The following is a 25,937-nucleotide window of genomic DNA, read 5'->3' as shown; positions in this document are numbered from 1 at the left end:
CGGGGGTGGGGTTCACAGGCGGGCGAGGAACGGATAGACGGCGAAGCCGAGCAGGACGAAGACCAGCAGCGATCCGGGAATGTCCAACTTGCTGGTCACCCCCTCGGCGCGGGTCAGGTTGTCGGTACGGATCTGGTCGCGCAGCGAGTCGGCACGGGACCGCAACGTCTCGTGCACCTGGGCACCCTCACTGCCGGAGGAGCGCATGATGGCGCCCACGTCACCCAGCTCCGGAATACCGATCCGGTCCGCCAGCTCCTGCAACTCGTCCCACGGCGAGTGCATCTGGAGCTGGGCGAGCCGCAACGCCTCCCGGATCCGGTCGAACACCCAGCCGTCGCAGACCGCCGCCGCGCGTTCCAGCGACTGCACCGGGCCGTGCGCGGCGGAGAGTTGCAACGCCACCAGGTCGAGGTAGGTGCAGACCGCCTGGCGGAACTCGTCCCGGGCGGCGGCCGCCCTGGTCAGCACCGAGCGGTGCGCGACCAGGCCGGCGAGCAGCGCCATCCCGAGGCTGGCCAGCACCGGCACGACCACCGGCAGTGACACCCCGCCCAGGAAGAGCACGGCCGAGAGGACCGCCGGCGTGACGAACCCGATCAGCGCGGAGAGCAGCACCGACAGGGCGTACTGCTCGGGGGTCTGGTCGAGCAGGGCGAGTTGCCGGGTCGGCGGGCGCAGCCAGCGGGCGAAGCCGTTGAGCCAGTCCGGTCCCGCGCCGGCCGTCGGGGCCTGACCGGGCGGCTGGTGCAGCCGGCGCAGCGCCGGGCCGAGCGCCGGGGTGGCCGGTAGCGCCTCGCGGACCACGAGGAAGAGGCCGAGCCCGATCGCCGATCCGCCCAGCACCGCCACCGCGAGCTGCCAGTTGAGGACCACTATGCGATCGCCTCCTCCGGGTCGGGCGCCGGCAGGAAACGCGCCGGGCGGGGCGGCTGGCTCATCGACCGCACCCAGACCAGCAGGCCGATGAAGGCCGCGCCGAGCACCGCCATCACGAGCTGGCCGGTGAGCGTGCCGTAGGGGCGGATGTAGTCGCTGTTCACCAGCCCGTACGCCAGCGTGGCGAGCGTCATGCCGGTCAGGAAGCGGACCGCGAACCGGGGCTGGGTCCGCTTCGCCTCCACCTCGCGCCGGGTGGCCACCTCGGCGGACGCGGCGCCGGCGATCGAGCGGAGCACGTCGCCGAGACGCTCGCCGCGGTCGGTGAGGTGCAGGATCAGCGCGGCCACCACCTGGTCGGCCACCGGGTCGGCGATCTCGTCGGCGAACGCCAGCAGCGCGGACTTGGCCAGCCAGCCGGCCTGGAGGCGGGCGGCCAGCGTGCGTACCTCCTCCTGGATCTCCTCCGGCGCGGTGGTGATGGTGCCGACGATGGCCTGCTGGAGCCCCTGCCCGGTGGCCGAGATGTCCTTGAGTCGCCGGGTCCACTCGCCGACCGCCTCGACCCGGGCGATGGCCCGTTGCTCGGCCCGGCCGACCGCGAACAGCCACGGCACCCCGGGCACCGCGAGCGCCACCAGCAGGCCCACCACCGGCAGCCCGGTGAGCAGGAACGCCAACGCGCCGGCGGCCACCGCGCCGCCCAGCAGGAGCTGGTGACGTCGCTGGTCGGCGCGACCGGCCCCGGCGCCGGTCCAGAGTCGGCTCAGACCCGGCCCGGCGCTGCCCGGCGTCGACCCCGGTGGCCGGCGGGTGCCGACCAGCGCGACCACGGCCAGCACCAGCCCGGCCACGCAGGCCGCGCCGGAGACCAGCGCGATCAGCTCGATCTGCGTCACGCCGGCCCCCCGTTCGGCCGCCGCCCGAGGCGGGTGTGCCGGGGCCGACGCCAGGCGCCGACGCCGGCCTCCACGAACCGGGTGAGCAGGCGCGAGTCGTAGCCGACGCGCATCAACTGGTCGCGGATCCGCTCCGGCAGGTGGCGGGGGACCGCCCGGCCGTCCGGCCCGGGACCGAAGACCGTGGTGGTGGTGATCCGGTTGCCCTCGCCGACGCCGATGACCTCCTCGACGTGCGAGACGAAGCGGTGCTTGCGGCCACCGATCGCGGTCTCGTCCTCGACCGTGACGTAGACGATCAGGTCGAGCGCGTTGCCGGCCATCCGGCGGGCCTGGTCGACGGTCATCTCCCGGCCGTGGGAGAGCGCCAGCTCGATGATCCGTTCGCTCACCCCGGCCGGGGTACGGGCGTGGATGGTGCACATCGACCCGCGACTGGTGGTCATCGCCTGGAGCATCGGCACGATCTCCCGGGACCGCACCTCGCCGACGATGATCCGCAGCACGCCCATCCGCAGCGACACCGGGATCAGGTCGGCGATGCTCACCTCACCGGCCGGTCGCCCGTCCGCGCCGCGTTCGCCGTGCCCCTCCCGGGACTCGAAGCTCATCACCGCCCGGTGCTTGTGCCCGCGCCGGGCCGGCAGCAGTTCCCGGCTCTCCTCCAGCAGCACGTACGGCTCGTCGGCCGGGATGTCGTCCATCAGCGCCCGGATGACAGTGGTCTTGCCCGCCCCGGCCAGCCCGGCGACCATGATGTTCAACCCGGCCCGCATGGACGCGCGGAGGAAGTCGCGCAGCAGCGGATCGATCATCTCGTCCAGGTCGGGCCGGCCACCGGCGATGTCCTCCAGGCTCACGTCCAGCGTGTTGTGCTTGCGGATCACCGCGTACGGGCGGTGGCTGACCAGGAAGACCGCGGCGAGCCGGCTGCCGTCGGGCAGTTGCAAATCGAGCGTGGGCTTGGAGGTGGAGAGCGACCGCTCGGTGGCCCCGGCCCGGCGGGCCGCCGCCTGGAGGATCTCCACCAGTTCGTCGTCCGTCTCGGCGATCGGCTCGGCCCAGTCGACGCCGCCGCCGTGCCGGGTGATACGCACCTGGTCGCAGCCGAGGATGTGCACCTCCTCGATGGTGTCGTCGACAAGGAGCGTCTGGAGCCGGCCCAGCCCGACCAGTTCGGCGGTCACCTGGTCGAGCAGCAGCCGTTCCGCGTCGGCGGGCATCGGCGTGCCGGCCCGGCGCACCGAGTCGGCGTACGCGGAGACCACCGCGACGGCCAGTCGGGCCCGCTCGACCTCCTCGGCGTCGGCGTCGAACTCCCGGCCGCGCTGCCAGTGGGTGAGTCGTTCGCTCAGTTCCCGGCGCAGCTCGCGGACGACCGCGAAGTCGACCCGGGGGCGGGGCGGTGCCACCGGCGGCGGGGCGGGGAGCGCCGGGCCGGCCACGTGGTGCCGTCCGTTCGGCGGCGCCAGCGGCGGGACCGTGGAGACGACGCCGGGTTGCTGCCCGCGCGGGTCGTGCGAGACCGGCTCAAACCGCACCGGGCACCCCCGGCGCGGTCGGCGCGCTGACCGCTGCCGAGGCGGTCATACCAGGCCAGGACAGCCGGGCCCGACGCCGGTCGAGCAGCGCCCGGACCGGCACCTCCAACGCGCCGGCCGCGCGCATGAGCGGCCGGTTGGCGCGTACGGTGCCGCCGCGGCCGAGCACCTCGGCGGTACGCGGGTCGTGCGGCAGGCGGGCGATCACCGGCAGCCGCAGCGCCTTGCTGATCTCGCTGGTGCCGTGCCCGTCGCCGACCACCAGCAGGCGCAGGTTGCCCGGGGGGACGCGGTGCTCGGTGAGGTCCCGTTCGATCGCCCGGACCGTGGCCCGGGTGGCGGAGAGGTCGGGCAGGTGCGCGCGGGTGACCAGCAGCACCACCGCGGCGGCCCGCAGCAGCGGCCAGGGTGGACCGGCGACCGCCAGCCGACCGCAGTCGACCAGCACGTCGTAGGGGGGCACGCCGCGTTCCAGCCCGGTGAAGTAGTCGGCGAAGCGCTGCCAGAGCGGGACCACGCTGCCGGCCTGGGCCGGGTCGACCACGCCGGGCAGCAGCAGCCGCTCGCGGCGGGGCGCGTCCAGGTCGACGAGCTGGGACCAGAACGTGCTCTCCAGGCTGCCGTCGCGCAGTTCGCCGACGGCCAGCTCGCCGATGCCGCGCGGGCCGTCGAGCGCGCCGCCCAGGTAGCCGGCGAGGATGGAGCCACCCGACGGGTCGCACTCGGCCAGCACGAGCCGGCGGTGCCAGCTCAGCGCGGCGGCCAGCGTGGTGGTGGTGACGCCGGGCGAACCCTTCGCCGAGACCAGGGCGATGATCGCCATCAGGCCGCCTCGGTGAGCACGAGCGCGATCCGGTCGTCCGCGGCCAGCACCACCACCGCCGGCACGTCCCGGACGGGTAGCGCCAGGTAGACCACCACGTCGCCGTTCTCCGGGGTGGCGGTGTCGATCACGGTGGCCGCGAACCGGGTGCCGCCGCCCCGGGCCGCGTCGGAGCCGCTGGTGCCGGCGGTCGGCGTACTGACCAGCAGCACCTTGTCGCCGGGGTGCAGTTCGCGGGCGGGCACCTGGTCGGCCGCCAGCCCCAGCGCGATCTGCTGCTGGCCGGGGCCGAGCAGCGGCGCGTCGGTGAGTTGGGCCGGGGTGAGCAGCGTGCCGGGGGTGAGCCGCACGGCGGCCCGCAGGCCGATCAGTTCCTTCATCCGGTCGGCCGGCACCGGCCGCAGCTCGCGCCCGCCGGAGACGCGGACCGGCACCAGGTCGTCGGCGGTGAGCTGCTGTCCCACCTCGACCGGCCGGGCCACCGCCAGGTAGCTGCCGGTGGACCGGACCGAGGTGACCGCGAACGCCGCGCCCAGCCCGCCGAGCGCGATCAGCAGGATCGCCAGGCCGAGCAGGCCAGGCCGGATGCGCCGCTGCCGGACCACCTTGGGCGGCGCCACCGGCGCCTCCACCGGGGTCCCGTTCCGGGCCGCCACCACACTCATCGGGTCACCACCTGAAGTTCGTTGATCTGCACCGGGACGACACCGCTGACCCGGCTCTGGTCGATCACGCCGCTCTCCCCGCCGCCGGACCACGTGACGGTCCAGAACGTGGTGGCGTAGACCTGGTACGTGTCGGCCTTGGAGTAGCCGTTGGGCAGGCCGCAGTCGGGCGAGGGGGCGCCGGCGTGCGGCCCGCTGGAGCTGTAGGGCGTGCCCGGCCCGTGGCAGGTGACGTCGAGGTCGTCGGCCATGTGCCAGACGATCCGGCTCACCTTCGCGGTGATCGAGACGGTGAGGCCCCGCTCCGACGCGGAGGCGCTCAGCGGTCCGAAGTAGGAGTTGCCGGGACTGGCCCACATCCAGACCGGCAGCCCGACCAGCCCCGGCCCCTTGCTGCGCCGGGGTGCGACCGCCGCCCGGGGCGGCAGCAGCGAGATCGAGGCAAGCGCGCGTCGGGCCAGTTCCTCCGGGTTGGGCGGGGCGCCGAAGCCGCCCGGCGGCGCGTCGAGCAGCACGTTCCCCTGCTGGCCGGTGGCGCCGCCGACGCAACTGGCGGTGTACCACTGCTTGCCGTCGGGCGCGGGGAGTTGGGGCTCGGCCAGCTTGTAGTAGCAGCCGTCGCTGTTGTTGAACCAGCCCATCACGTCGTCGTAGCACTTGACGACCTGGCCGTTCCACTGGCACTTCGCGGTGCCTCCGCCGGTGCCGTTCCCGCCGCCGTCGTTCCCGCCGCCGCCCGGCCCGCCGCCACCGCCCGGAACGCCCGGGTCGTCGTCCCAGACGTCGCAGTTGGTCTGGTCGGGTGGGCACGAGCCGCCCGGGTCGGCGGCGCGGGCGGGGGAGCCGGCCAGCGTCAGCACCGCCACCAGGCCGGCGACGAACCACCGGCGGGGCGTTCCGACCCGGTCGGCCGGGACGCTCCCTCCTCCCCAGGTCAGCACGGCTGGTCCCGGTGCGCGGCGCCGGCGTTGACCAGCCACCGACCGTCGGGATAGCGGGCCGCGGTCGCGGTGGCCAGGTACCGGCCGCCGTCGGTGCCGGGCACGGGCTTGCGGTTCTTGACGTAGACCAGCCGGTAGCCGGTCGCGTCCAGGCAGTCCTGGATCTCGACGGTGGGCGTTTCGGCGGCCAGGTCGACCGAGACCACCGTGGGGGTGGAAACCAGTTTTCCGGTACGCATCGCGCCGTGCTCCTTCGCGTCACGAATTGCCAACCGAACCTGGGTCAGCAGCGGGTCGGCCAGGAATCGGCCGAGGGCGGGATGGCCGGGATCGCTGCGGGCGCTCGCCGCCCGGGACGCGGCGAGATAGCCGGAATAGGCGGTGAGCGCCGCTTTTTCGGCCGCTTTCTCCTCGGCGGTGGAATGCGCGGCGGGCGCCGCGGCGCGGCCGGTCAGTGGGCCGGTGGTCGCCTCGGGCCCGGTGCCGCAGCCGGCGGCGCCGACCGCCAGCACGAGGCTGAGCAGGCCGCCTTCCCATCGGCGGGATTGCCATGTGCGCAACGCCGAGCCCTCCTCGGTGCCGGCCCGGTGCGGTCGCGCGGAGCGCTCCGGGCATGCGGAAGCACGCCCGGATCTGTCGGACCGGACCTCGACCGCCACCGTGTGCATTTACCTGTGCTGATCTTCGTCAAATGTGGAAGTGATGTCTCCGGTCCGCCTCCGACGCCATTGAGCGGGGGTTGCGTCGTACCCAAGGGGCGAGCATAGGCTGACGTCCGCCGATGCAACAGAGGCAATTCACGTGAACACGTTGAGTGAAGACGGGTGGTGGCGGCCGGTGGCGTTCCGGACGGTGACGAGCGGGTCCTCCCCGGCCGCCCCGACAGTCGGTGTGCGCTCACCCGCACCCGTCCACCCGCCCGCGCCGGCCGGCCGCCGCGCCATCGGTATGGGTGGGGTGCACCCCGCTCGTCCGATCCGTCCCGTCGGCCGGCCGGGCCCGGCACCCATCGCCGGCACCGGACGCCCCGGGGCCCCGCCGGACGCCACTTTCCGCGCCATCCGCCACACGCCGATCACCGTGACGTCACTCTGCGTGCTCCGCAGTGGAACCACCGGCGACCGGACGGGGGAGCCGGCATGACCACCGAACGGGTCCGCCACCCCGACCCGCCGGCCGTCACCCGCCGCCCGCTCGTCCGGCTGCTGGCCACCCTCGCGGTCGGGCCGCCGGTCCGGCTGGCGGTGGCCCGCTACGCCGTACCGCCGGACCGCCCGGACCGGGCGGCGTGCGACGCCTGCGGCACGCCGATCGGGCTGGACCGGCCGTGGCCGGCGCTCGGGCCGGCGGCCCGCTGCCCCGGCTGCCGGGCGCGGATCGGCACGCCCCCGGCCGTGGCGGAGGTGGTGCTCGCGGTCGCCGTCGCGGTGCTGGCGTTGGCCGGCGGGCTGCCCGGCGCGCGTCTAGCGCTGGCCTGGTGGCTCGTCTGGGCGGTGCCGATGGCGCTTGTGGACGCCGCGGCGCACCGGTTGCCCGACCGGCTGACCTGGCCGGCCGCCGCCGGCACCGCGGTACTGCTCGGGGCGACCGCGCTGGCCGGGCCCGGCCCGGCACCCTGGGTACGGGCTGTCGCGGCCGGGCTGGCGCTCGGTGCCGGCTTCGCGGCCACCACCGTGCTGTTCGGCCGGCGCGGTTTCGGCCTCGGCGACGCCAAGCTGGCCCTCGGCGCGGGCGCGCTGCTCGGCTGGTACGGCTGGCCGGTCCTGGTGGCCGGGCTGGTGCTCGCGGTCACCCTGGCCGCGCTGGCCGGGCTGGTGCTGCTCGCCGCCCGGCGGGTCCGCTGGCGCAGTCACCTGCCGTTCGGGCCGTTCCTCATCCTCGGCACCGCCGCCACGCTGGTGCTCACCACCGGCAGCGGGTAAGGACGGGCCCCCGCTTAACGCCTCCGGTAGAGAAGGGGCCCCGCCTAACGATCCGTGCCCCGGTCACCCGGCGGCTGGGCCGGTACGCCGGACATCCGCTCGACGATCTTCTCCAGCGCCTCGAACGCGTACGCCCAGTTGTGGCACTTGAAGCTGCGCAGCCCGGTGATCGGGGTGCGACAGTCGGCACAGTGGACACCGGGCACCGCGTCCGGCACCTCGGTGTTGACGTACTTCCGCTCACCGAGCACCACCCGCGCGATCATCGCCGTGTCGTGCACCCCGTGCAGCGCGGACGAGACGATGTCGTACCAGGTCACCCGGCGTCCGCACTTCGGGCAGTCCGGCTCGTCGCCGCTGACCCACAGCGGCGCGCCGATGCTGTGCGCCGGGATGTTCAGCAGTCGCTCCATCCGGCGTACGTCCGACTCGGGAGTGGTCCACCGGTGCCGCCCCGGTAGCGAGGCGGGCGAGTCGTAGACGGCGCGGAACAGCACCGGGTCGACCTCCACGGTCTGCCGCCGATCGGTCATCGGTACCTCCTGGGAACAACGGGTCAGCGGTTCGTCGCCCAGGGTGCTACACATCAGGGCGTGACGGCTGCTGAAACGCGACCCAACGTCGCCCGAATGTACGACTACTACCTGGGCGGATGCCACAACTTCGCGGCCGACCGGGCTGCCGCGGAGGAGATCCTGAAGATCTTTCCGGACACCGGCGTGGCGGCCCAGACCAACCGCGCCTTCCTGCGCCGGGCCGTGCGGTGGGCGGCCGAGCGGGGCGTACGCCAGTTCCTCGACGTCGGCGCCGGGCTGCCCACCCAGGGCAACGTGCACGAGGTGGTCCGCGCGGTGAACCCGGACGCCCGGGTGGTCTACGTGGACACCGACGAGGTGGCCGTCGCGTACGCCAGGCGGTTGCTGCCCACCGACGGCGGTCGCACCGTGGTGGTCCGCGGTGACCTGCGGCGGCCCGACGAGCTGCTGGCCGATCCGACGCTGCGCGCGACGCTCGACCTCAGCGAGCCGGTGGCGCTGCTGCTGGTCGCGGTGCTGCACTTCGTGCCCGACGCGGACGACCCGTGGACGGCCGTGGCCCGGCTGCGCGACGCCACCGCACCCGGCAGCCTGCTCGCGTTGTCGCACCTGACGCTGGACGGCGCGCCGCCGCTGCCCGCGCGGGCCGGCACCGAGGTCTACCGGCGCAGCAGCGCGCCGCTGGTGCCCCGCACCCACGCCGACGTGGCCCGCTTCCTCGACGGGTACGACCTGGTCGAGCCCGGTCTGGTCCGGCTGGCCGACTGGCGGCCGGACGGCGAGCCGCAGGCCGCGGTGTCGCACGGTTACGGCGGGGTGGGCGTGCGGCGCTGACCTCCCCACGACATCCAAGTTAGCAAGCATCGGGCATCTGCGGTATCGGCCGACGAACCGATCAGATCGGGCGGAAATCCTCGTTAGATTCGCCGAGCTGATCTGACGGGGAGGTCACCGATGTCCACTGTGCCCACAATCGAGAAGCATGTTCCGCCACTGGTCCGGCGAGGACTCGTGCCGGAGACGCGACCGCAGCGCATTCTCGCGCTGGCGACGTTCGTCAACATGATTGGCAGCGGCGTCTTCATGGTCACCGCCGCGCTGTTCTTCACCCGCGTGGTCGGTCTGCCGCTGGCCCAGGTCGGCCTCGGCATGGGCGTCGCCGCCGGCGCCGGCCTGCTCGCGGGCGTACCGGTGGGGCATCTCGCCGACCGGCGCGGGCCCCGGGAGGTCTACCTGGGCATGCTCGTGATCCAGGGCGCGGCGATGGGCGCGCTGCTTGTCGTCCGCAGTTTCTGGCTGGTCCTGGTGGCGCTCTGCGTCGGTGAACTGGCCCGTTCCGCCGGGGGCGCGGCGCGGGGACCACTCGTTCGCGGAATCGGCGGCGACGACCTACCGAGATATCGCGCGTACCTGCGTTCGGTCGCCAATCTGGCCGGCAGTTGCGCCGCGATCGCGACCGGGTTCGCCGTGCAGTTCGACAGCCGCCCGGCCTACCTGGCGCTGGTGCTGGCGAACGCGCTCAGCTTCGTCGCCGCCGCGGCCGTGGTCGCCGCCCTGCCGGCGCTGCCGCCGGTGCCCGCGCCGCCACGCGCCGGCCGCTGGACAGCCCTGCGCGACCGAGGGTACGTGGCCGTCACCGTGCTGGACGGCGTCATGTCGATCCACCACCAGGTGCTGCTCTTCGCGCTGCCGCTGTGGATCGTCGGGCACACCGACGCGCCCCGCTGGCTGGTCGGCGCGACCGCCCTGGCCAACACCGCGCTCGTGGTGCTGCTCCAGGTCCGGGCGAGCCGGGGCGTGGACAGCAGCGACGCGGCCGGTCGGGCCGTACGCCGGGCCGGGGTCGCCTTCCTCGCCGGGATGGCGGTCGTCGCCGCGACCGCCACGCTGCCCACCTGGCTCGCCGTCGCCGGCATCGGGCTCGGTGTCTGCGTGCACACCGTCGGCGAGCTGTGGCACACCGCCGGCTCGATGGAGCTGCGTTTCAGCCTGGCCCCGGCGCACGCGCAGGGGCAGTACATGGGCGTGTTCGGGTTCGGCGCCGGGCTGGCGAACGTGGTGGCGCCGACCGTGCTGGCGTTGTGCTGCATCACCTGGGGCGCGCCCGGCTGGCTGTTGCTCGGCGGCGTGTTCCTGGTGATGGGACTGGTGACGCCGGAGGTGGTGCGCCGGGCGGAGCGGAACCGGCCGGCGTGACGCTCAGCCGAGGCCGCGGTGGGCGGCCCAGAGCGCCGCGGCCCGGTCGGCCGCCGCCGCCACCAGCGCGGCCAGCTCCGGCCGGTCCGGCACCCGGAACGACACGTACGCGCCGCGCCCACCCGCCGTGGGCCGGCCGTACGCCTTCGCGGCGAGCCGGCCGTCCGGCAGCAGCCGGATGTTGAGCGTGGTCAGCGTGAACTCCTCGCCGCGCCGGGTGTCGGTCCAGCGCAGCGCCTCCGGAACGGCCACGTTGATGGCGAGGGCGGTGACGTCGGGCGGGGCGTCGCTGCTCATCCCGGCTCGGGCGGGGGCGTCGCTGCTCATCCGGGCATCGTCGCACGGCGGCTCAGCGTGGTCTCCCTAGTCATCCGGGACAGCTTCTCCGGGTTGCGCACCGCGTAGAGCCCGGTGATCAGGCCGTCGTCGAGGCGTACCGCCACGACCGTGTCCAGCTCGCCGTCGAGCCGCACGAGCAGCGCCGGATAGCCGTTGACCTGCGCCGGCACCATCGACGCCGCCTCGGCGACCCGACGCCAGCCGCCGGCCAGCAGGCGGGCCACCTTGTCGGCGCCCGCGACCGGGCGCGGGATCGCCTGCCTGATCCCGCCGCCGTCGCCGACCAGCACGACGTCCTCGGCGAGCACCGCGAGCAACGACCGGAGGTCGCCGGTCTCGACGGCCCGCCGGAACGCGTCGAGCGCGTCGCGGGTCTCGGCCGCGGAGACGGTACGGCGGGGCCGGCGCGCCGCCACGTGGGCACGCGCCCGGTGCGCGATCTGCCGCACGGTGGCCGGCGTCCGGTCGACCGTCTCGGCGATCTCGTCGTACCCGACGTCGAACACCTCACGCAGCACGAACACGGCCCGCTCGGTCGGCGCGAGCGTCTCCAGCACCAGCAGCATCGCCATCGAGACGCTGTCGGCCAGCGCCACGTCGTCGGCCACGTCGGGCGCGGTCAGCAGCGGCTCGGGCAGCCACGACCCGACGTACGACTCCTTGCGACGGCCGAGCGCGCGCAGCCGGGACAGCGCCTGGCGGGTGGTGATCCGGACCAGGTAGGCGCGCCGGTCCCGGATCTCGTCGAGGTCGACGCCGGCCCACCGCAGCCAGGTCTCCTGGATCACGTCCTCGGCGTCGGCGGCCGAGCCGAGCATCTCGTACGCGACCGTGAAGAGCAGGTTCCGGTGGGCGAGGAACTCCTCGGTGGCCGGGTCCGTCATGGCTGGCTCCTCCACTGCTCGGTTGCGTTCCCCACCAGACGCCGGCCGCCGGCACGATGTGACACCTCATCCCTGTGGCCGGCGTCACCCGGTCACGGTGTCACGCCGCCCCCGCCGCCGGCATCTCGTGTTCGACCGAACGCCACGCCACCGGAGAGGGCGAACCCATGGAAACCCGAATCAACCTGTTCGAGAACCCGATTTCCGCCAAGTTCTTCAAGCGGTTCGCCAACGCGGGTCTGGTGATCCAACAGTCGTCGCTGCCGCACTCCGTTCAGGAGTTGGTGTCGCTGCGGGCCAGCCAGATCAACGGCTGCGGCTGGTGCATCGACATGCACACCAAGGAGGCCACCGCCGCCGGGGAGAGCGCGGTCCGGCTGCACCTGGTTGCCGCCTGGCGCGAGTCGACCGTCTTCACCGATGCCGAACGCGCCGCCCTGGCGTTCGCCGAGGAGGGCACCCGGCTGGCCGACGCCCACCAGGGGGTCTCCGACGAGACGTGGGCGCAGGTGCGCAAGCACTTCGACGACGACCAGCTCGCGGCGCTGGTCTGCCAGGTCGGGCTGATCAACGCGGCGAACCGGGTCGCGGTGATCGCGCACCAGCCGGGCGGCTCGTACGAGGCCGGCATGTTCGCCGCCGCGCTCGGCTGAAGAACGGGGGATCGGCCCGGTCCGGGGATCGTCTCCGGGCCGGGCCGCTACCGGTCGCTGCCGGGGTGCGGCGAGCCGTCCAGGCGAGGAACCGCTCGAACAACTCGACCGGCGACGGCCCCGGGTTGTCATTGAGTTTCATCAGGTCGGCGGTGGCATCGAACAGGCAGCCGGCCATGTACATCGACAAGGCCTCGCCCAACTAGGGTACGCCCTAGTGAGGGAGTGTCTAGCGTCCCGAGCATGGGACGCCGTCTGATGGGTGCGTACGAGATCCGTACCCGGCTGGGCGTCAGCCGTGAGCGCGTGGAGCAGTTGATGAAGCGCCCGGACTGGCCGGAGCCGTACGAGACGCTCGCGACGGGGCGCGTGTGGCGCACCGAGGACATCGAAGCCTGGATCCGCGAGTACCGGCCACACCTCGACGAGCAGGAGTAAGGAGCCCCGGAACCCCAGTGAGGTCCGGGGCACTGTCGGTTTGCGGTCAGTGCGACAGCCTGGCGTGGTCCGAATCGGATTCGTACCCTGATCCGGGACGTCTCGGTCGACGGTGGGGAGGGCTGGCGCTGCTGTCCAACCGGAGCCTCGCCGACGTCCCCACCGATCGCGTCGTCGCCCTGCCCGACGCGGAGACCGACGCGCTGGCCATGCTGATCGCCCGCGACCATCCGGACCTGGCCGCCGTAGTGCACCGCCCGGCCACTCGACCCGTCATGCCGGCGGACGTCGTGCACGCCGCGCTGGACCGGCTCGAACAGGTCGCCGTCGAGTTGCTGCCGGCCTGGCTGCCCGAGATCGCCGAGGGGGTCCGCCCGGACACGGCCGGGCTGGCGGCGGTCCGGGCCGCGGCCACCGCGCGGGCCCGCCGCGAGCGGTATCCCGGCACGTTCCTGCCCGACCTGGCCCGCTACGCGGTGACCGGCCGACGGGCCACCACCAACACCACCACGCCGCTTCCGGTGCGTACCCGGGCGGCGGCGCTGGCCCGCCTCGTCGCCGGCGCGTTCGGGCGGCGGCGGGTGGTGCTGCTCGTCGAACCGGCGGCCGCCGACGGCGCGGTGGTCGCGGCCGGGGCCACCTGGCTCGGGCAGCACGGCGGTCCGGCCGTCTGGCTGGTGGGGGCCGGCGCGGCCGGGCCGGAAGGGTTGCCGGCGTTCCGGCTCGCGCCACCGCGCGCCCTGCTCCCCGGCGGCCCGGCGGTGGGGAAGCCACATCCGGGCAGCGACGTCGAGAAACGGCTGGAGGCGGCACTCGCGGCCGAGAGCTGGGCGGCCGGACGACGGTGGAACCAGAGCTTTCAGTCGCACGGCTTGGCCACGCCGGTGCGACTCGATCTACTGTGGCCGGACGAACGGTGCGTGGTGGAGATCGACGGGCCGGAGCACTGCCGTCCGGTCCACTACGAGGCGGACCGGCAGCGCGACGTCCAGCTCCAACTGGACGGCTACACGGTCCTGCGCTTCACGAACGCCCGGGTGATCCACGACGTCGGCGCCGTGGTCCAGCAGATCGGCACGTATCTGCGGGCCCGTCGCCGGGACATGGCGGAAGGACGGCAGCATGGCCGGCGATGAGCTGACCGCATCCGAGAGCGCGATCCTCGTCGTGCTCATGGCCGAGGCGCGGGAGGTGTTGAACACCGAACTCCGCGACCGTTACCAGCTTGACGTACGTAAGCCGCAGCGGGACAAGCTCACCCGTCTGCAGTACGTCGCCAGCCGCCGGAGCGGGTCGACGTACGCCCTCCAGCTCGACGACAAGGGCTGGGTACGCATGCAGACCGACCTCGACTTCACGCTGCGCGGCGCGTCCGCGCTCGGTGCCGCGTTGGCCGCCCTCCAGACCAACCTGCGTGAACGCGTCCTGGCGCGGAGCGGCTGCGCCACGCTGGCCGAGCTGTTCGCCTTGACCGACGTGCGCGCTCCGGCATCCGCTCCGGCGGCCGGGCCGACCAGGTCGATGGAGGCGCGCGTGGTCAGCGCCTACCGGGCGCTCGCCGACGAGCCGGGGGCCTGGGTGAGCCTGCGCCGGCTGCGCCCGTTCTTCGCCGACGTGTCGCGGGAGCACCTGGACGAGGCGCTGCGCGGGCTCAGCCGGAGCGACGGCGTGAGCATCGCACCGGAGTCGAACCAGAAGACGCTCACCGAGGCGGACCACGCGGCGGCGCTGCGACTCGGCGGGCAGGAGAACCACCTGTTGGCGATCGGCGTGTGATGGACGAGGCGGAACGGGCCGCGCTGGCAGCGCTGCGGTTCGACTGGGCGCCGGTGCCCGACGACGTGTGGCGACCGCTGCCCTTCCACGTCGACGGCCTGCACCTCCCGGTCGTCCGGGACGTCCTCGCCGGCGTGGACGAGGCCGCGTCGAACCCACACGGCAGCCCGCTCGGCCTGGTCGTCCAGGGTCAGCGGGGGTCCGGCAAGACCCACCTGCTGGGCGTGATCCGTGAACGGGTGCAGCAGCGGGGCGGCTACTTCTTCCTGGTCGGTCTGCTCGACGCCGAAAGCTTCTGGGACGGGGTGCTCGCCGCGATGCTGGACGGCCTGGCCCGGCCGGTGCCCGGCAGCCCGGAGACGCAGCTCAAGCTGCTGCTGCGGCGGCTGTCGGCGCTGGTGGGCGCGCCCCGGACGGCCCGCCGGGCGGTGATGGGCGACACCGAGCTCACCCGCGCCGCACTCGACGCGTTCCTGGAAGGGCTGGGCGACTTCGACCGGCACGCGGCCCGTACCTGCCAGGAGACGGCGCGGGCGCTCGCGCTGAGCGCCTCCGAGAACATCTCCCACCGGGACGTCGCGGAGAACTACTTCCTCTCCGGCGAGGAGATGACGCCCGGCGAACGCGCGGCCTGGGGGATGCGTCGGGTGCCGCGCCCGGCCCAGCAGATCGTGCAGGACCTGTCCTGGCTGCTGGCGCTCACCGGCCCGTCCGTGGTGGCGATCGACCAGATCGACACGCTGATCGCCCAGTTGGCGATCCAGAGCGACCCGGCCGTGGTGGGCGCCGCGATGAGCCCGGAGCAGGCGCTGACGCTGGCCCGGATGGCGGACGGCCTGATGTCGCTGCGCCAGACGACGCGGCGCACGCTGACCGTGCTCGCCTGCATCCCGAACTCGTGGACCATCATCCGGTCCACCGCCGCCGACACGGTGGCCGACCGGTTCCGGGAGACGCCGATGCTGCGCCGCATCGACGACGCCGACCTGGGCCGGGCGATCGTCGAGAAGCGGTTCGCGCTGCGCTACCAGGGGGTCGGGTTCTCCCCGCCGTACCCCTCGTGGCCGGTGTCCCCGGGCGCCTTCGCCGGGGCCGGATCGTTCACCCCGCGCCAGTTGCTGATCGAGATCGACGGGCACATCCGGGCCTGCCTCGCCGACGACGAGGTCCGGGAGATGACCGGCCTGGGCGAGCCCTCCGCCGCGCCGTCCCGGATGCCCCGGCCCACGCCGGCGACGGCCACCGCCGAGGAGACGGACCGCTACGACGCCCGCTTCGCGGAGCTGCGAGCGGCCGCCGATCTCGTCGCGCCGCGCGATCGTGCGTCGGAGGACGTGACGATGCCTGCACTGCTGACCGCCGGGCTCACCGCCTGGATCCTGGAACGCGGTGACGCCGGGGCGGCCTTCAGCGTCGATCCGCCGCCGAGCACGGACCCGCCGCTGCACGCCCGGCTGCGCCTGACGCTGAACGAGCACACCGAGGACCAGGTGCACTGGTGTTTCCGGGCGGTCAGCGACAACCACCACGGCAACGCGGCGCTGGCCCGGCTCCGCAAGGCGTGCGTGGCGTCGGCCCTCGACACCGGGCTGACGAAACGCAAACTGTTCCTGCTGCGCAACCGCGACTGGTCGACCAGCGCGGCCACCCGGAGGACGCTCGACGCGTTCCACGCGGCGGGCGGCCGGACGATCGGCCTGGACGACGAGGACCTGCGGACCCTTTCGGCGCTACGGGCGATGCTCACCGAGACCACCATGGACCTGCGAGGCTGGCTGGCCGATCGGCGTCCGACCCGGAGCCTGACGTTCCTGCGGCACGCGCTGGCGGACGTCGACGGGTGGACGGCGGCCGACGGGCCGCCACCGGCGCCCGCATCGACCCGGCCCGCGACCCGGCCCACGCCGCCCTCGGCCGCGAGCGGTCCCACGGCGGCGACCGGGTCGGCGTTCGTGGTGGGACACGGGTACGACGACGACGCGCCGGTCCCGCTGGCCCTGGAAGCGCTCCGGAAACACGCCACGATCTTCGCCGGCTCCGGGTCGGGCAAGACCGTGCTCATCCGCCGCATCGTCGAGGAGTGTGCCCTCGCGGGTGTCTCCGCCATCGTGCTCGACCCCAACAACGACCTCGCCCGGCTCGGGGAGGCGTGGCCCGACCCGCCGCCGCAGTGGCGGTCGGGCGACGCGGACCGGGCGGCGGACTACCTGGCCCACACCGACGTGGTGGTCTGGACACCGCGCCGCAGCGCGGGCCGACCGTTGAGCTTCCAGCCGCTGCCCGACTTCACCAGCGTGCGCGACGACCCGGACGAGTTCGGCGAAGCCGTCGAGGCGGCCGTCGCGGCGCTCGCGCCACGGGCCATGGTCACCGGACGGGCCACCCGGGCGCACCTGGGGCTGGCGGTGCTGCGCAAGGCCGTCGAGCACTACGGCCGGCGCGGCGGTTCCCGGTTGAAGGGCCTCGTCGACACGCTCGCCGACCTGCCGGACGGGATCATCGACCTGGAGGACGCCGACAAGATCGGTCTCGGCCTCGCCCAGACGCTCACCGCCGCCATGGTGAACGACCCGCTCTTCGGTGGCGAGGGCACGCCGATGGACCCCGGCGTGCTGCTCACCCCCGCCGCCGGCAAGCGTTCCCGGGTCTCGGTCGTCAGCCTGGTGGGGCTGCCGTCCGACGACGTCCGCCAGAGTTTCGTCAACCAGCTCCAGATGGCGTTGTTCGCCTGGATCAAGAAGCACCCGGCCGGTGACCGGCCGCTGCTGGGACTGCTCGTGATGGACGAGGCGCAGACGTTCGCCCCGTCCGGGGCGATGACCGCCTGCACCCAGAGCACGTTGGCGCTGGCCGCCCAGGCCCGCAAGTACGGGCTCGGGTTGATCTTCGCCACGCAGGCGCCGAAAGGGCTGCACAACCGCATCCCCGGCAACGCGGCGACCCAGGTGTACGGCCTGATGAACAGCCCCATCCAGATCGAGGCGGCTCGCGAGATGGCCCGGGCCAAGGGCGGGGACGTGCCGGACATCTCCCGGCTGACGGTGGGCGAGTTCTATCTCGCCGCCGAGGGCGCCGCGCCGCGGAAGATCCGGACGCCGCTGTCGTTGAGCCACCACCCGCGCAGCCCGCTCACTGTCGAAGAGGTGCTGGACCGGGCGCGCGGGACCGGCCGTGGTGGTTGACCGGTAGCCGAGAGTGACGGAGAGCTACGCGCAAATTGCCCCCATGGGATTGTCATGACCACTTCGCGCAGCGTTCCGATGAGATGACTTTGTGCTTTATGTACTGCCAGAAGCCTTGATCATCGATCTTCGAGAACATTGTGGACGCGGAGGCGTCTACATCCGCTGCCCGCCACGGATAGTAATTGGCGACCGAAGGGGGCAGGGGAACGATGAACGAAGCGCTGGCGGAACCGCTCACCGGCTATCAGGTGATGGCCGTGGCTGTGGCCGTCGCGGGGGCGGTGGCCGGACTGGTGCGCGCGTGGGTCGCGTACCGGGCACGCATACAGGAGGAACGCGAGGCGACGACACGTACCACAGCCCGGGTCACCTGGTTGATCAGGCTCGCGGAGACCGACCACGACATGGTGCGGATCGTGGAGCGCGACCGCGACGGGCACCGCGAGGTGGAGTTGGGTGGCCGCGGCGTGGCGAAGGCCGAGGCCGTCGAGGAGGCGGCGTGATGGAGTTCGAGGGCACCGCCGCCCTGACGACGGACCAGGCCGACCGTGAGACGGCGCGGAAGGCTGAGGCCGCTCGCGTGAAGGCCGCGCACGACCAGGAGTTCGCCGTGTTCGCCGAGGCCTCCTACCACCAGGTGGAGCGGATCCTCAGGTCGGCGTGCCGGGACCGCGAGGTGGTCGAGGACGCGCTCAACGAGGCGTACCTGCACGGGCGGGTCAAGTGGTCCGAGCTGCGGGCCCACGACCGGCCGATCGGCTGGATCGTGGTCACCGCGCGGTTCAAGATCATGAAGGACCGTCAGCGGTGTCAGCGGGAGGCCGCGATGGCCCCGGAGGACCTGCCGCCGATGCCGCGCTCGAACATCGCCGACGTGTGGGAGGCGCAGGAGACGCTGCGGGGCTGGTTGCACCAGCTCCCGACGCGGCACGCCGAGGTGTTCCAGATGGCGCAGGAGGGATTCTCCAACCAGGAGATCGCCCGCATCCTCGGGCTGACCGAGAACAGCGTCCGCTCCTACAAGGTGGCCGCCCGGCGAGGGCTGCGCGAGTTGGCCGAGGAGGCCGGCTACACCGGCCCGGACGGCCACCGGCGGCAGGGGGAGAGCCGTGGATCTCGATGACATCCTGGCCCTGGCCGAGACCACGCCCAGTCCGCTGGAACTCGCCCGGGCGCGGCGGGTCGCGCGCGCCGCGCAGAGCCAGTACGAACTCTCACTCGCCGAGGGCTACAAGATCCTGGTCGACGCCGACCTCGTCGACCCGTTGACCTGCGACGCAGACGAGGCGGCCCGGGTCGCGCGCGTCGCCCAACTGTCGAAGTTGGGCACCGTCACCTGGACGGCCGGTGGGACCGAGGGCGTCGGGCGGATCTTCTGGTCGGACGAGATGGCGCGGATCTTCGGGCACGCGCCAGGAACGTTCCGGCTCACCCCCGACACGCTTCTCGGCCTCGTGCATCCCGGGGACGCGGGGCGGGTCCGTGCGGCGGTCCGGGCCGTATGGGAGCGGAAGCGTCCCGGCGAGGTCGGCTTCCGGGTGATCCGCCCCGGCGGCAGCATCCGCCACGTGCACTGCCACCTGGAGATCACGACCGACCAGGGCGAGCCGTCCGGAATCGTCGCCACCGGTGAGGACGTCACCACGCTCGAACTCGCCCGGCGCGAACGTCGCCGGCTCGCCGTCCGCAGCCGCATGCTCTGCGCCGACCCGGCCGCGCGGGACGCCCTCACCGGGCTGGCGACCCGCGGCTACGTCATCGACAAGGTCGATCGGGCCCGCCGCACCACCGGTGGCGCCGTCGTCGTCGTGGCGACCGAACCCGCCACCCGGCTGCCGGAGGCGCTCACCGACGAGGACCGCGACCAGCTGACCGCGGCGGTCGCCCGTCTCCTGCGTACGGTCGTCGGGAGCGAGCTGACGGGGGGACTTGTCGGCTCCGGCCTGTGGGGAGTGCTCCTCACGCCGGCCGGGGACGACGCCGAGCGCCTGGCGGCTCGGATCGTCGAGCGGTTCCGGAACCACCTGTTCAGCGTCCGGCAGAAGACGGTGCGACTCAACACCTCGGCGGGCGTGGTGCATTTCGGCGGTGGGATCAGTGCGAGCGGATTCGACCTGCTCGTCGACGGCGAGCACGCGGCCCGCGACGCCCGCCGCAACGCGGCCTCCATCACCGTGCTCGACCAGCCGGTCGCCGACGGCGAGCGGGCGGACCGGTGCCGTTCCCGGGTGCGGCACGCGGTCTCGGCGAACAGATTCGCCCTGTACGCGCAGCCCATCGTCGATCTCCAGCTCAACCAGGTCACCCGCCACGAGATCCTGCTGCGGGTGCGGAGTGACACCGGTGAGCCGGTCGCACCCTGGGCCTTCCTCGACATGGCCGAGCGGGTCGGGGAGATCCTCACGGTGGACAAGTGGGTCGTCGACCACGCCCTGGAGTTGATCGGCCGGGGTGCCCAGACCTCCCACTACCAGGTCAACCTCTCCGGCAGGTCGCTCGCCGACCCGGGGCTGCTCGCCTTCGTGACCGAGGCGATCGACCGGCACGGCGTCAAGCCGGAGTGTCTGACGTTCGAGATCACCGAGACCGCCCTCATCGAGAACCGGAACGAGGCGCTGGCCTTCGCGACGGGGATCAGAGAGGTCGGCTGCCACCTGGCACTTGACGACTTCGGCACCGGCTACAGCACGCTCACCCATCTGAAGCAACTCCCGGTGGACCTCGTCAAGATCGACGGGACGTTCATCGTCGACCTCTGCCAGTCGCCGGCAAGTCAGGCCCTGGTGTCCATGCTGGTCAAGCTCTGTGAGGCGCTCGGCATCCGGGTCGCCGCCGAGTACGTCCAGGACGAGCAGACCATCGAGCTGCTGCGGAACCTCGGGGTCGACTTCGCCCAGGGTTACCGGACCGGACGACCCGAGCCGATAACCGTCAGCCGGACGGAGGCGCAGACGGTGGAGCTGGAACTGCGGTTCCCGCCGCAGTACACCGCGCTCGGCTGATCGTCGTCGGGCGCGGTGCGAGCCGCGGTCCGGACGAGTTGACGGATCTCGGTCGGTCCCCGCGTCGCCTGACGCGTGGCACCCGGGGACTGGAAGTTTCGGCGACTGTGCCGAGCCAGCTTCTGGGCTCATTGACGTTGACCGATCAACTTGTCGCGAGTATGTTGCGGTGAAGTTACCGGTAGTCTTCCGGAAGTTTCGGGGCCGGTGACCCGGACCGCGCACCACCGTCCCGGTGGTGTCCCCGCCAGGTGCGCGGTCCGTGCACACAGCCTTGCGCATCCTCATCCGATATGTAGAGGAGTGTCATGAAACGTCTACTAAGGCGTGGCCCCTACCGCCTGCTGCTGGCCGCCACCGCCGGCTCGCTGGCCCTGGCCGGGGCCGCACTTGTGGTGCCCGGCCCGGCCCAGGCCGCCAGCACGCTGGGCGCCGCCGCCGCGCAGTCGGGCCGCTACTTCGGCACCGCCATCGCGGCGAGCCGGTTGAACGACTCGACGTACAGCACCATCGCGGCGCGTGAGTTCAACATGATCACGGCCGAGAACGAGATGAAGCCGGACGCGACGGAGCCGAACCAGAACCAGTTCAACTTCAACTCCGGTGACCAGATCTACAACTGGGCCACCCAGCGTGGCCTGAAGGTGCGCGGTCACACGCTGGCCTGGCACGCCCAGCAGCCCGGCTGGATGCAGAACATGCAGGGCAGCACGCTGCGCAACGCGATGATCAACCACATCAACGGCGTGATGGCCCACTACAAGGGCAAGCTCGCCGCGTGGGACGTGGTGAACGAGGCGTTCAACGAGGACGGCAGCCGCCGTAACTCCAACCTCCAGGGCACCGGCAACGACTGGATCGAGGTGGCGTTCCGCACCGCGCGGGCGGCCGACCCGTCGGTGAAGCTCTGCTACAACGACTACAACATCGAGAACTGGTCGTACGGCAAGACGCAGGGTGTCTACCGGATGATCCAGGACTTCAAGTCCCGGGGCGTGCCGATCGACTGCGTCGGTCTCCAGACCCACTTCACCGGCGGCAGCTCGCTGCCGAGCAACTTCCAGACCACGCTGTCCAGCTTCGCCGCGCTCGGCGTGGACGTGGCGCTCACCGAGGTCGACGTCACCAACTCGTCGACCTCGCAGTACCAGGGTCTGACCCAGGCGTGCCTGAACGTGCCGCGTTGCATCGGCATCACCGTGTGGGGCGTGCGCGACAGTGACTCGTGGCGCTCCAACGAGAACCCGCTGCTGTTCGACGGCGGCGGCAACAAGAAGGCCGCGTACACCTCGGTCCTGAACGCGCTCAACGCGGCCGGCCCCGGGCCGACCACCTCGCCGACCGCGACGCCGACCTCCGGGCCGACCACGCCGCCGCCGTCCGGCGGCGGCAGCCGGATCGTCGGCAGCCAGTCCGGCCGGTGCGTCGACGTGCCCAACTCGTCGCAGACCAACGGCACCCGGGTGCAGCTCTACGACTGCCACGGCCAGACCAACCAGCAGTGGACGTACACCAGCAGCAAGCAACTGACCATCTACGGTGGCAGCCGCTGCCTGGACGCGGCCGGCTCCGGCAACGGCGCGGCGGTCCAGATCTACGCCTGCAACGGGCAGGCCAACCAGCAGTGGAACGTCAACTCCAACGGCACCATCAGCGGCGTGCAGTCCGGCCGCTGCCTCGACGTCTGGGGCACCGCCAACGGCCAGCAGGTCCAGCTCTACGACTGCAACGGCCAGGCCAACCAGCAGTTCCGGCTCGTCGCCAACTGACCGACAGGCGGTGGCTCACCGTGGTGACGGTGGGCCACCGCAGTCGTCGGGCAGGTCGTCGTCCTCGCAGGTGCGGCCGTGCGCCATCAGGTCGCGGAAATCCGCCATCTTGTGCCGCATCACCCGCAGGTCCTCGTCCAGCTCGGCGCGGCGGCGGTGCAGCCGTTCCTCCTGCTCCTGAAGGATCCGCAGCCGCTGCGCGGAGTGCTCCGGGGTGCCGGGGCCGAGCGCCACGAAATGGCCCGGCGGGGCGTCCGCGGTCAGCGCCTCGGCCGCGTGCAGGTCGGTGTGGCAGACCCCGCACCAGGTGACGCGGACCGCGAGGTCGTCCGGGCGCAGAGCCCGGCGTTCGAACGTGTACGGCGTCCAGCTTCCGCCGGGCGACGTCAGTGCCATGCCTGTCGTCTGTGCCATGGCGGCGACGCCAGGCGCTGGAGTTCGCTCCAGCGCAAGCCTCCGCTCAGCCGGCGGTCTCCAGCGTCGACCCGATCGTGGCGAAGCCGCCGCCGGTGCGGGCGGTGTCGGCGATGGCGGTGAGCACCTCCAGCACGTGCAGCCCGCGGTTGCCCGTCGCCTGCGCCGGTCTTCCGGTCCGGATGGCCTCGGCCATGTCCACCAGCCCCATCCCCATGAACCCGTCGGACCCCCGCGGGCCGGGGAGCACCTCGACGAAGTCGGTGCCCGGCCCCTTCAGCAGCACCGGGCCACCCCACGAGTTGGCCTGCGCGGCGACGATGGTGCCCTCGGTGCCGTGGATCTCCAGGTGCGGCGTACGCGTCGCCGCGACGTCGAAGCTGGTCACCAGCGTGCCCAGCGCCCCGCCGGCGAACTCCAGCACGGTGTTGATGTGGGTGAGGGTCTCCACCCGGAAGGTCGACCCGGCGCGGGGCCCGGTCAGCACCTCCCGCTGCGCCCGCGCCGTGCCGCCCAGCGCCCCCACCCGGACGACGGGACCCATCAGCGCGGTCAGCACCGTGAGGTAGTACGGCCCGATGTCGAACAGCGGGCCGGCGCCCTCCTGGTAGAGGAACTCGGGCTCCGGGTGGAACCGCTCCGGCCCGGGATTCATCATCGCGGCGGCCACCGAGGTCGGCGTGCCGATCGCGCCCCGGGCGACGAGCGCCGCACAGGTCCGCGCCCCGACGCCCAGGAACGTGTCCGGCGCGGTGCCGACCCGTAACGACCGGGCCCGCGCGGCGTCGAGGACGCGGCGACCGTCGGTCATGGTGGTGGCCAGCGGCTTCTCCGTGTAGACGTGCTTGCCGTGCGCCAGCGCGCGCAGGCTCACCTCGGCGTGCGCCCGGGGCGGGGTGAGGTTGAGCACCAGGTCGAGACCCGGATCCGCCAGCAGGTCGTCGACCGGGAGCACCGCCGGCACCCGGTGGGCGGCGGCGAGCGCCCGGGCCCGCGCCGGGTCGGCGTCGGCGCAGGCGGCGACCGTGACGGCCGGCTGGCCGGCCAGGTTGGCGAGGTACCGGGAACTGACGTTGCCGCATCCCACCACGCCGACCCGGACCGGTCCCCGTGCGTCGGCCATGTCAGGAGAGCCTGATCTCTCGACCGGTCCGCGCTGACTCGTAGATCCCGTCGAGCATGCGCATCACCTCCGCGCCGTGCGAGACGGGCGCGACCTCCTCGGCCTCGCCGAGGCAGAGCGCGACGAAGTGCGCGATCTCGTTGGCGAACCCCTCGGCGAAGTCGAACGACAGATGGTCGATCTGGGGTGCCACGTTCAGCACAGTGTCCTGCATCTCGGTGGCGATGCGCAGCGCCGGTTCGAGTTCCGCGCCGCCGCGCTCGCCGAAGACCGCCACTTCGAGGCGGTCCTCCAGCGCGTGCAGCGAGTAGCTGGTCTCCAGCATCAACGACGCGCCGTTGTCGAACCGGATCAGCGCGGCGGCGAAGTCCTCCACGTCGCTGCGCGTCGGGTCGTAGTCGGCGACCTTGTAGCGCGACAGCGAGGTGACGTTCGCCCGGTTGCCGAGCGGCGAGTGGGTGACCGCGCTGACGGTGACCGCCCGCGGCGTGCCCATGAAGTACCAGCAGAGGTCCAGGACGTGCACGCCGATGTCGATGAGCGGCCCGCCGCCGGACCGCGCCCGGTCGGCGAACCAGCCACCCGGGTTGCCGAGCCGTCGGATGTTCGTCGCCCGCGCGTGGTAGACGTCGCCCAGCATCCCGGCGTCGACGAACGACCTGAGCACCAGCGCGTTCGCGCCGAACCGCCGGACGAAACCGACCTGGAGATGGCGGTCGTTGCGCGCGACCGCGTCGACGAGCGCCTGCGCCTCCCCGGCGGTACGACTCAACGGCTTCTCCACCAGGACGTGCTTGCCGGCGTCCAGCGCCGCGGTGGCGATCTCCGCGTGGGTGTCGTTCCAGGTGCAGATGCTCACCGCGTCGATCTCCGGATCGGCGAGCAGGCCGTCGAGCGTGGGATGGACGCGGGTCACGCCGAACGTCTCCGCCTTCTGCGCGCTCCGCTCCTGGTTGACGTCGAACACGCCGGCGAGATGGACGTCCGGGTTGGCGGCGTACGCGCCCAGGTGCATGTCCGCGATGCTGCCGACGCCGATCACGCCCACGCCGAGCCGGCTCATGAGGGGGCCCCCGCCTCGGCGAAGAGCCGCTTCGCGTTGGCCAGGCCGATCGGGTTCGCCATCAGGCACTCCTCGATGCCCTCGAACTCGATGGAGACGAAACCGTCATAGCCGGCGTCGAGGATCCCCCGCACGATCCGGCGCATGTCCAGGTCGCCGTAGCCGACGATGGAGCCGAGCAGGTACGTGCCGCCGGGGGTGTGGTGCCAGCCGTCGCCGGGGAACTGCGAGCGGACGTAGAAGTCCTTCAGGTGCACGATGCTGGCGTACGGCGCGTTGCCGGCGACCGCCACCACCGGGTTGTCGTCCACCGACATGAAGTTGCCGACGTCGAGCGTGGTCTTGAAGTTCGGCTCGTCGACCAGGTGGATGAGCCGTCGGACCCGCTCGCCGCCGTTCATCAGCAGCCCGTGGTTCTCCACGCTGGTGGTGATGCCGTACTGCGCGGCGTAGCGGGCGATCTCCTGGCACGCCTCGACCATGCGGGGCAGCAGCGCCTCGAACTCGGCGACGTCCCTGGCCCGGTGCGCCCACTTGGCGACGTCGTGGCGGAAGAGCGTGATGCCCAGCTCGGCGGCCACGTCGAGGTGCCGCTTGACCCGCTGCATGTGCCGGTCGGCGTCGGCGCCGAGCAGGTCGGCCGGGACGACCAGGTTGGACAGCGTGACGCCCTGGTCGGCGGCGCGGGTCTTGATCTCGCGTACGAGATCGGGGTCCTGGTCGAGGGTGGAGGTGTCGTTGGAGATCTCCGGGGAGAGCGACACGGTCGCGATCTCCATGTGGGTGGCGTCGCTGGCCGCGATCCAGTCGATGACCTCGAAGAGGCTCATCCGGCCGGTACGCAGGTGCTGGTAGAAGGAGTAGGAGCTGAAGCCGAATTGCACGATGT

General features: G+C 72.7%; 26 protein-coding genes. 12 read left to right on the top strand and 14 right to left on the bottom strand.

Features of this window, described 5'->3' with window-relative positions:
• Window positions 1-12 precede the first annotated feature (12 nt).
• The 7 genes from AB0B02_RS25165 to AB0B02_RS25135 all read right to left on the bottom strand — a co-directional run bounded on the left by AB0B02_RS25165 (window position 13) and on the right by AB0B02_RS25135 (window position 6,203).
• Complete coding sequence (locus tag AB0B02_RS25165; RefSeq protein WP_357304122.1) at window positions 13-876, bottom strand: type II secretion system F family protein; 864 nt, start codon at window positions 874-876, stop codon at window positions 13-15.
• Window positions 876-1,778, bottom strand: a complete 903-nt coding sequence (locus AB0B02_RS25160; protein WP_281933495.1) for a type II secretion system F family protein — start codon at window positions 1,776-1,778, stop codon at window positions 876-878. The genes AB0B02_RS25165 and AB0B02_RS25160 overlap by 1 nt, the downstream gene beginning before the upstream one ends.
• Window positions 1,775-3,319: a CpaF/VirB11 family protein gene (locus AB0B02_RS25155; RefSeq protein ID WP_357304117.1), complete on the bottom strand. Its 1,545-nt coding sequence runs from the start codon at window positions 3,317-3,319 to the stop codon at window positions 1,775-1,777. Before AB0B02_RS25155 ends, AB0B02_RS25160 begins: the two co-directional genes overlap by 4 nt.
• Entirely contained in the window at window positions 3,309-4,142 is an 834-nt protein-coding gene (locus tag AB0B02_RS25150) for a ParA family protein (RefSeq protein ID WP_357304113.1), read from the bottom strand. Before AB0B02_RS25150 ends, AB0B02_RS25155 begins: the two co-directional genes overlap by 11 nt.
• The gene (locus tag AB0B02_RS25145) at window positions 4,142-4,807 is read right to left on the bottom strand and encodes an SAF domain-containing protein (protein ID WP_357304110.1); all 666 of its coding nucleotides are present in this window, start codon (window positions 4,805-4,807) and stop codon (window positions 4,142-4,144) included. Before AB0B02_RS25145 ends, AB0B02_RS25150 begins: the two co-directional genes overlap by 1 nt.
• The gene (locus tag AB0B02_RS25140) at window positions 4,804-5,676 is read right to left on the bottom strand and encodes a hypothetical protein (protein ID WP_357304237.1); all 873 of its coding nucleotides are present in this window, start codon (window positions 5,674-5,676) and stop codon (window positions 4,804-4,806) included. Before AB0B02_RS25140 ends, AB0B02_RS25145 begins: the two co-directional genes overlap by 4 nt.
• A 65-nt stretch (window positions 5,677-5,741) precedes the next feature.
• Window positions 5,742-6,203 carry a hypothetical protein gene (locus tag AB0B02_RS25135; RefSeq protein ID WP_281934606.1) on the bottom strand — a complete coding sequence of 154 codons (462 nt, stop codon included), beginning with the start codon at window positions 6,201-6,203 and terminating at the stop codon, window positions 5,742-5,744.
• Window positions 6,204-6,887: 684 nt separating this feature from the next.
• On the opposite strand from AB0B02_RS25135, the gene AB0B02_RS25130 reads away from it, so the two are divergent.
• Window positions 6,888-7,670, top strand: a complete 783-nt coding sequence (locus tag AB0B02_RS25130; RefSeq protein ID WP_357304107.1) for a prepilin peptidase — start codon at window positions 6,888-6,890, stop codon at window positions 7,668-7,670.
• 44 nt (window positions 7,671-7,714) lie between these two features.
• Here AB0B02_RS25130 and AB0B02_RS25125 read toward each other — a convergent pair whose 3' ends face one another.
• Window positions 7,715-8,203 (bottom strand): hypothetical protein, encoded by a 489-nt coding sequence (locus tag AB0B02_RS25125; RefSeq protein WP_281933487.1) that lies wholly within the window; start codon window positions 8,201-8,203, stop codon window positions 7,715-7,717.
• Window positions 8,204-8,263: 60 nt separating this feature from the next.
• Here AB0B02_RS25125 and AB0B02_RS25120 point away from each other — a divergent pair, with 60 nt between their 5' ends.
• A complete protein-coding gene (locus AB0B02_RS25120; protein ID WP_357304103.1) occupies window positions 8,264-9,040 on the top strand; it encodes an SAM-dependent methyltransferase in 777 nt (258 codons plus the stop codon).
• Between the two features lie 177 nt (window positions 9,041-9,217).
• Complete coding sequence (locus AB0B02_RS25115; protein ID WP_357304098.1) at window positions 9,218-10,402, top strand: MFS transporter; 1,185 nt, start codon at window positions 9,218-9,220, stop codon at window positions 10,400-10,402.
• 3 nt (window positions 10,403-10,405) lie between these two features.
• Here AB0B02_RS25115 and AB0B02_RS25110 read toward each other — a convergent pair whose 3' ends face one another.
• Both AB0B02_RS25110 and AB0B02_RS25105 read right to left on the bottom strand, forming a co-directional pair.
• Complete coding sequence (locus AB0B02_RS25110; RefSeq protein WP_281933482.1) at window positions 10,406-10,729, bottom strand: hypothetical protein; 324 nt, start codon at window positions 10,727-10,729, stop codon at window positions 10,406-10,408.
• Window positions 10,726-11,625, bottom strand: a complete 900-nt coding sequence (locus tag AB0B02_RS25105; RefSeq protein ID WP_357304095.1) for an RNA polymerase sigma-70 factor — start codon at window positions 11,623-11,625, stop codon at window positions 10,726-10,728. The genes AB0B02_RS25110 and AB0B02_RS25105 overlap by 4 nt, the downstream gene beginning before the upstream one ends.
• Window positions 11,626-11,792: 167 nt before the next feature.
• Between AB0B02_RS25105 and AB0B02_RS25100 the strand changes: the two genes are divergently transcribed.
• The 9 genes from AB0B02_RS25100 to AB0B02_RS25060 all read left to right on the top strand — a co-directional run bounded on the left by AB0B02_RS25100 (window position 11,793) and on the right by AB0B02_RS25060 (window position 22,448).
• Window positions 11,793-12,278 carry a carboxymuconolactone decarboxylase family protein gene (locus AB0B02_RS25100; RefSeq protein ID WP_281933478.1) on the top strand — a complete coding sequence of 162 codons (486 nt, stop codon included), beginning with the start codon at window positions 11,793-11,795 and terminating at the stop codon, window positions 12,276-12,278.
• A gap of 243 nt (window positions 12,279-12,521) precedes the next feature.
• Window positions 12,522-12,716, top strand: coding sequence for a DNA-binding protein (locus AB0B02_RS25095; protein ID WP_357304092.1), 195 nt, complete (start codon window positions 12,522-12,524; stop codon window positions 12,714-12,716).
• A 17-nt stretch (window positions 12,717-12,733) separates the two neighbouring features.
• Window positions 12,734-13,852, top strand: coding sequence for a DUF559 domain-containing protein (locus AB0B02_RS25090; protein WP_357304089.1), 1,119 nt, complete (start codon window positions 12,734-12,736; stop codon window positions 13,850-13,852).
• Complete coding sequence (locus tag AB0B02_RS25085; RefSeq protein ID WP_357304086.1) at window positions 13,839-14,492, top strand: hypothetical protein; 654 nt, start codon at window positions 13,839-13,841, stop codon at window positions 14,490-14,492. Before AB0B02_RS25090 ends, AB0B02_RS25085 begins: the two co-directional genes overlap by 14 nt.
• A complete protein-coding gene (locus tag AB0B02_RS25080; RefSeq protein ID WP_357304083.1) occupies window positions 14,492-17,674 on the top strand; it encodes a DUF87 domain-containing protein in 3,183 nt (1,060 codons plus the stop codon). The genes AB0B02_RS25085 and AB0B02_RS25080 overlap by 1 nt, the downstream gene beginning before the upstream one ends.
• Before the next feature lie 212 nt (window positions 17,675-17,886).
• Window positions 17,887-18,180 carry a hypothetical protein gene (locus AB0B02_RS25075; RefSeq protein WP_357304080.1) on the top strand — a complete coding sequence of 98 codons (294 nt, stop codon included), beginning with the start codon at window positions 17,887-17,889 and terminating at the stop codon, window positions 18,178-18,180.
• Complete coding sequence (locus AB0B02_RS25070; protein WP_357304232.1) at window positions 18,180-18,800, top strand: sigma-70 family RNA polymerase sigma factor; 621 nt, start codon at window positions 18,180-18,182, stop codon at window positions 18,798-18,800. The genes AB0B02_RS25075 and AB0B02_RS25070 overlap by 1 nt, the downstream gene beginning before the upstream one ends.
• Complete coding sequence (locus AB0B02_RS25065) at window positions 18,787-20,679, top strand: EAL domain-containing protein (RefSeq protein WP_357304077.1); 1,893 nt, start codon at window positions 18,787-18,789, stop codon at window positions 20,677-20,679. The genes AB0B02_RS25070 and AB0B02_RS25065 overlap by 14 nt, the downstream gene beginning before the upstream one ends.
• Before the next feature lie 308 nt (window positions 20,680-20,987).
• Window positions 20,988-22,448: an endo-1,4-beta-xylanase gene (locus AB0B02_RS25060; protein ID WP_357304074.1), complete on the top strand. Its 1,461-nt coding sequence runs from the start codon at window positions 20,988-20,990 to the stop codon at window positions 22,446-22,448.
• A 15-nt stretch (window positions 22,449-22,463) separates the two neighbouring features.
• Here the strand turns inward: AB0B02_RS25060 and AB0B02_RS25055 are convergent, their stop codons facing one another.
• From AB0B02_RS25055 to AB0B02_RS25040, 4 genes are read right to left on the bottom strand one after another with little or no spacing between them, the layout of a single operon-like run.
• Entirely contained in the window at window positions 22,464-22,862 is a 399-nt protein-coding gene (locus tag AB0B02_RS25055; protein WP_357304071.1) for a hypothetical protein, read from the bottom strand.
• 46 nt (window positions 22,863-22,908) lie between these two features.
• Window positions 22,909-23,985: a Gfo/Idh/MocA family oxidoreductase gene (locus tag AB0B02_RS25050; RefSeq protein ID WP_357304068.1), complete on the bottom strand. Its 1,077-nt coding sequence runs from the start codon at window positions 23,983-23,985 to the stop codon at window positions 22,909-22,911.
• Between the two features lies 1 nt (window position 23,986).
• Complete coding sequence (locus AB0B02_RS25045; RefSeq protein WP_281933462.1) at window positions 23,987-25,048, bottom strand: Gfo/Idh/MocA family oxidoreductase; 1,062 nt, start codon at window positions 25,046-25,048, stop codon at window positions 23,987-23,989.
• Window positions 25,045-25,932, bottom strand: coding sequence for a sugar phosphate isomerase/epimerase family protein (locus AB0B02_RS25040; protein WP_281933460.1), 888 nt, complete (start codon window positions 25,930-25,932; stop codon window positions 25,045-25,047). Before AB0B02_RS25040 ends, AB0B02_RS25045 begins: the two co-directional genes overlap by 4 nt.
• Window positions 25,933-25,937: the final 5 nt, after the last annotated feature.

Source organism: Micromonospora sp. NPDC049240, assembly GCF_040647835.1.
Lineage (GTDB): Bacteria > Actinomycetota > Actinomycetes > Mycobacteriales > Micromonosporaceae > Micromonospora.
The sequence above is the reverse complement of the archived record's forward strand: the minus strand, read 5'-3'. Positions and strand labels throughout refer to the sequence as shown.

Bases quoted from the DNA above. Each gene is read 5' to 3' on its own strand.
- AB0B02_RS25150 (WP_357304113.1), bottom strand. From the start codon at position 4,142: ATGGCGATCATCGCCCTGGTCTCGGCGAAGGGTTCGCCCGGCGTCACC.
- AB0B02_RS25145 (WP_357304110.1), bottom strand. From the start codon at position 4,807: ATGAGTGTGGTGGCGGCCCGGAACGGGACCCCGGTGGAGGCGCCGGTG.
- AB0B02_RS25130 (WP_357304107.1), top strand. From the start codon at position 6,888: ATGACCACCGAACGGGTCCGCCACCCCGACCCGCCGGCCGTCACCCGC.
- AB0B02_RS25125 (WP_281933487.1), bottom strand. From the start codon at position 8,203: ATGACCGATCGGCGGCAGACCGTGGAGGTCGACCCGGTGCTGTTCCGC.
- AB0B02_RS25110 (WP_281933482.1), bottom strand. From the start codon at position 10,729: ATGAGCAGCGACGCCCCCGCCCGAGCCGGGATGAGCAGCGACGCCCCG.
- AB0B02_RS25105 (WP_357304095.1), bottom strand. From the start codon at position 11,625: ATGACGGACCCGGCCACCGAGGAGTTCCTCGCCCACCGGAACCTGCTC.
- AB0B02_RS25100 (WP_281933478.1), top strand. From the start codon at position 11,793: ATGGAAACCCGAATCAACCTGTTCGAGAACCCGATTTCCGCCAAGTTC.
- AB0B02_RS25095 (WP_357304092.1), top strand. From the start codon at position 12,522: ATGGGACGCCGTCTGATGGGTGCGTACGAGATCCGTACCCGGCTGGGC.
- AB0B02_RS25085 (WP_357304086.1), top strand. From the start codon at position 13,839: ATGGCCGGCGATGAGCTGACCGCATCCGAGAGCGCGATCCTCGTCGTG.
- AB0B02_RS25080 (WP_357304083.1), top strand. From the start codon at position 14,492: ATGGACGAGGCGGAACGGGCCGCGCTGGCAGCGCTGCGGTTCGACTGG.
- AB0B02_RS25075 (WP_357304080.1), top strand. From the start codon at position 17,887: ATGAACGAAGCGCTGGCGGAACCGCTCACCGGCTATCAGGTGATGGCC.
- AB0B02_RS25070 (WP_357304232.1), top strand. From the start codon at position 18,180: ATGGAGTTCGAGGGCACCGCCGCCCTGACGACGGACCAGGCCGACCGT.
- AB0B02_RS25060 (WP_357304074.1), top strand. From the start codon at position 20,988: ATGAAACGTCTACTAAGGCGTGGCCCCTACCGCCTGCTGCTGGCCGCC.
- AB0B02_RS25055 (WP_357304071.1), bottom strand. From the start codon at position 22,862: ATGGCACAGACGACAGGCATGGCACTGACGTCGCCCGGCGGAAGCTGG.
- AB0B02_RS25050 (WP_357304068.1), bottom strand. From the start codon at position 23,985: ATGGCCGACGCACGGGGACCGGTCCGGGTCGGCGTGGTGGGATGCGGC.
- AB0B02_RS25045 (WP_281933462.1), bottom strand. From the start codon at position 25,048: ATGAGCCGGCTCGGCGTGGGCGTGATCGGCGTCGGCAGCATCGCGGAC.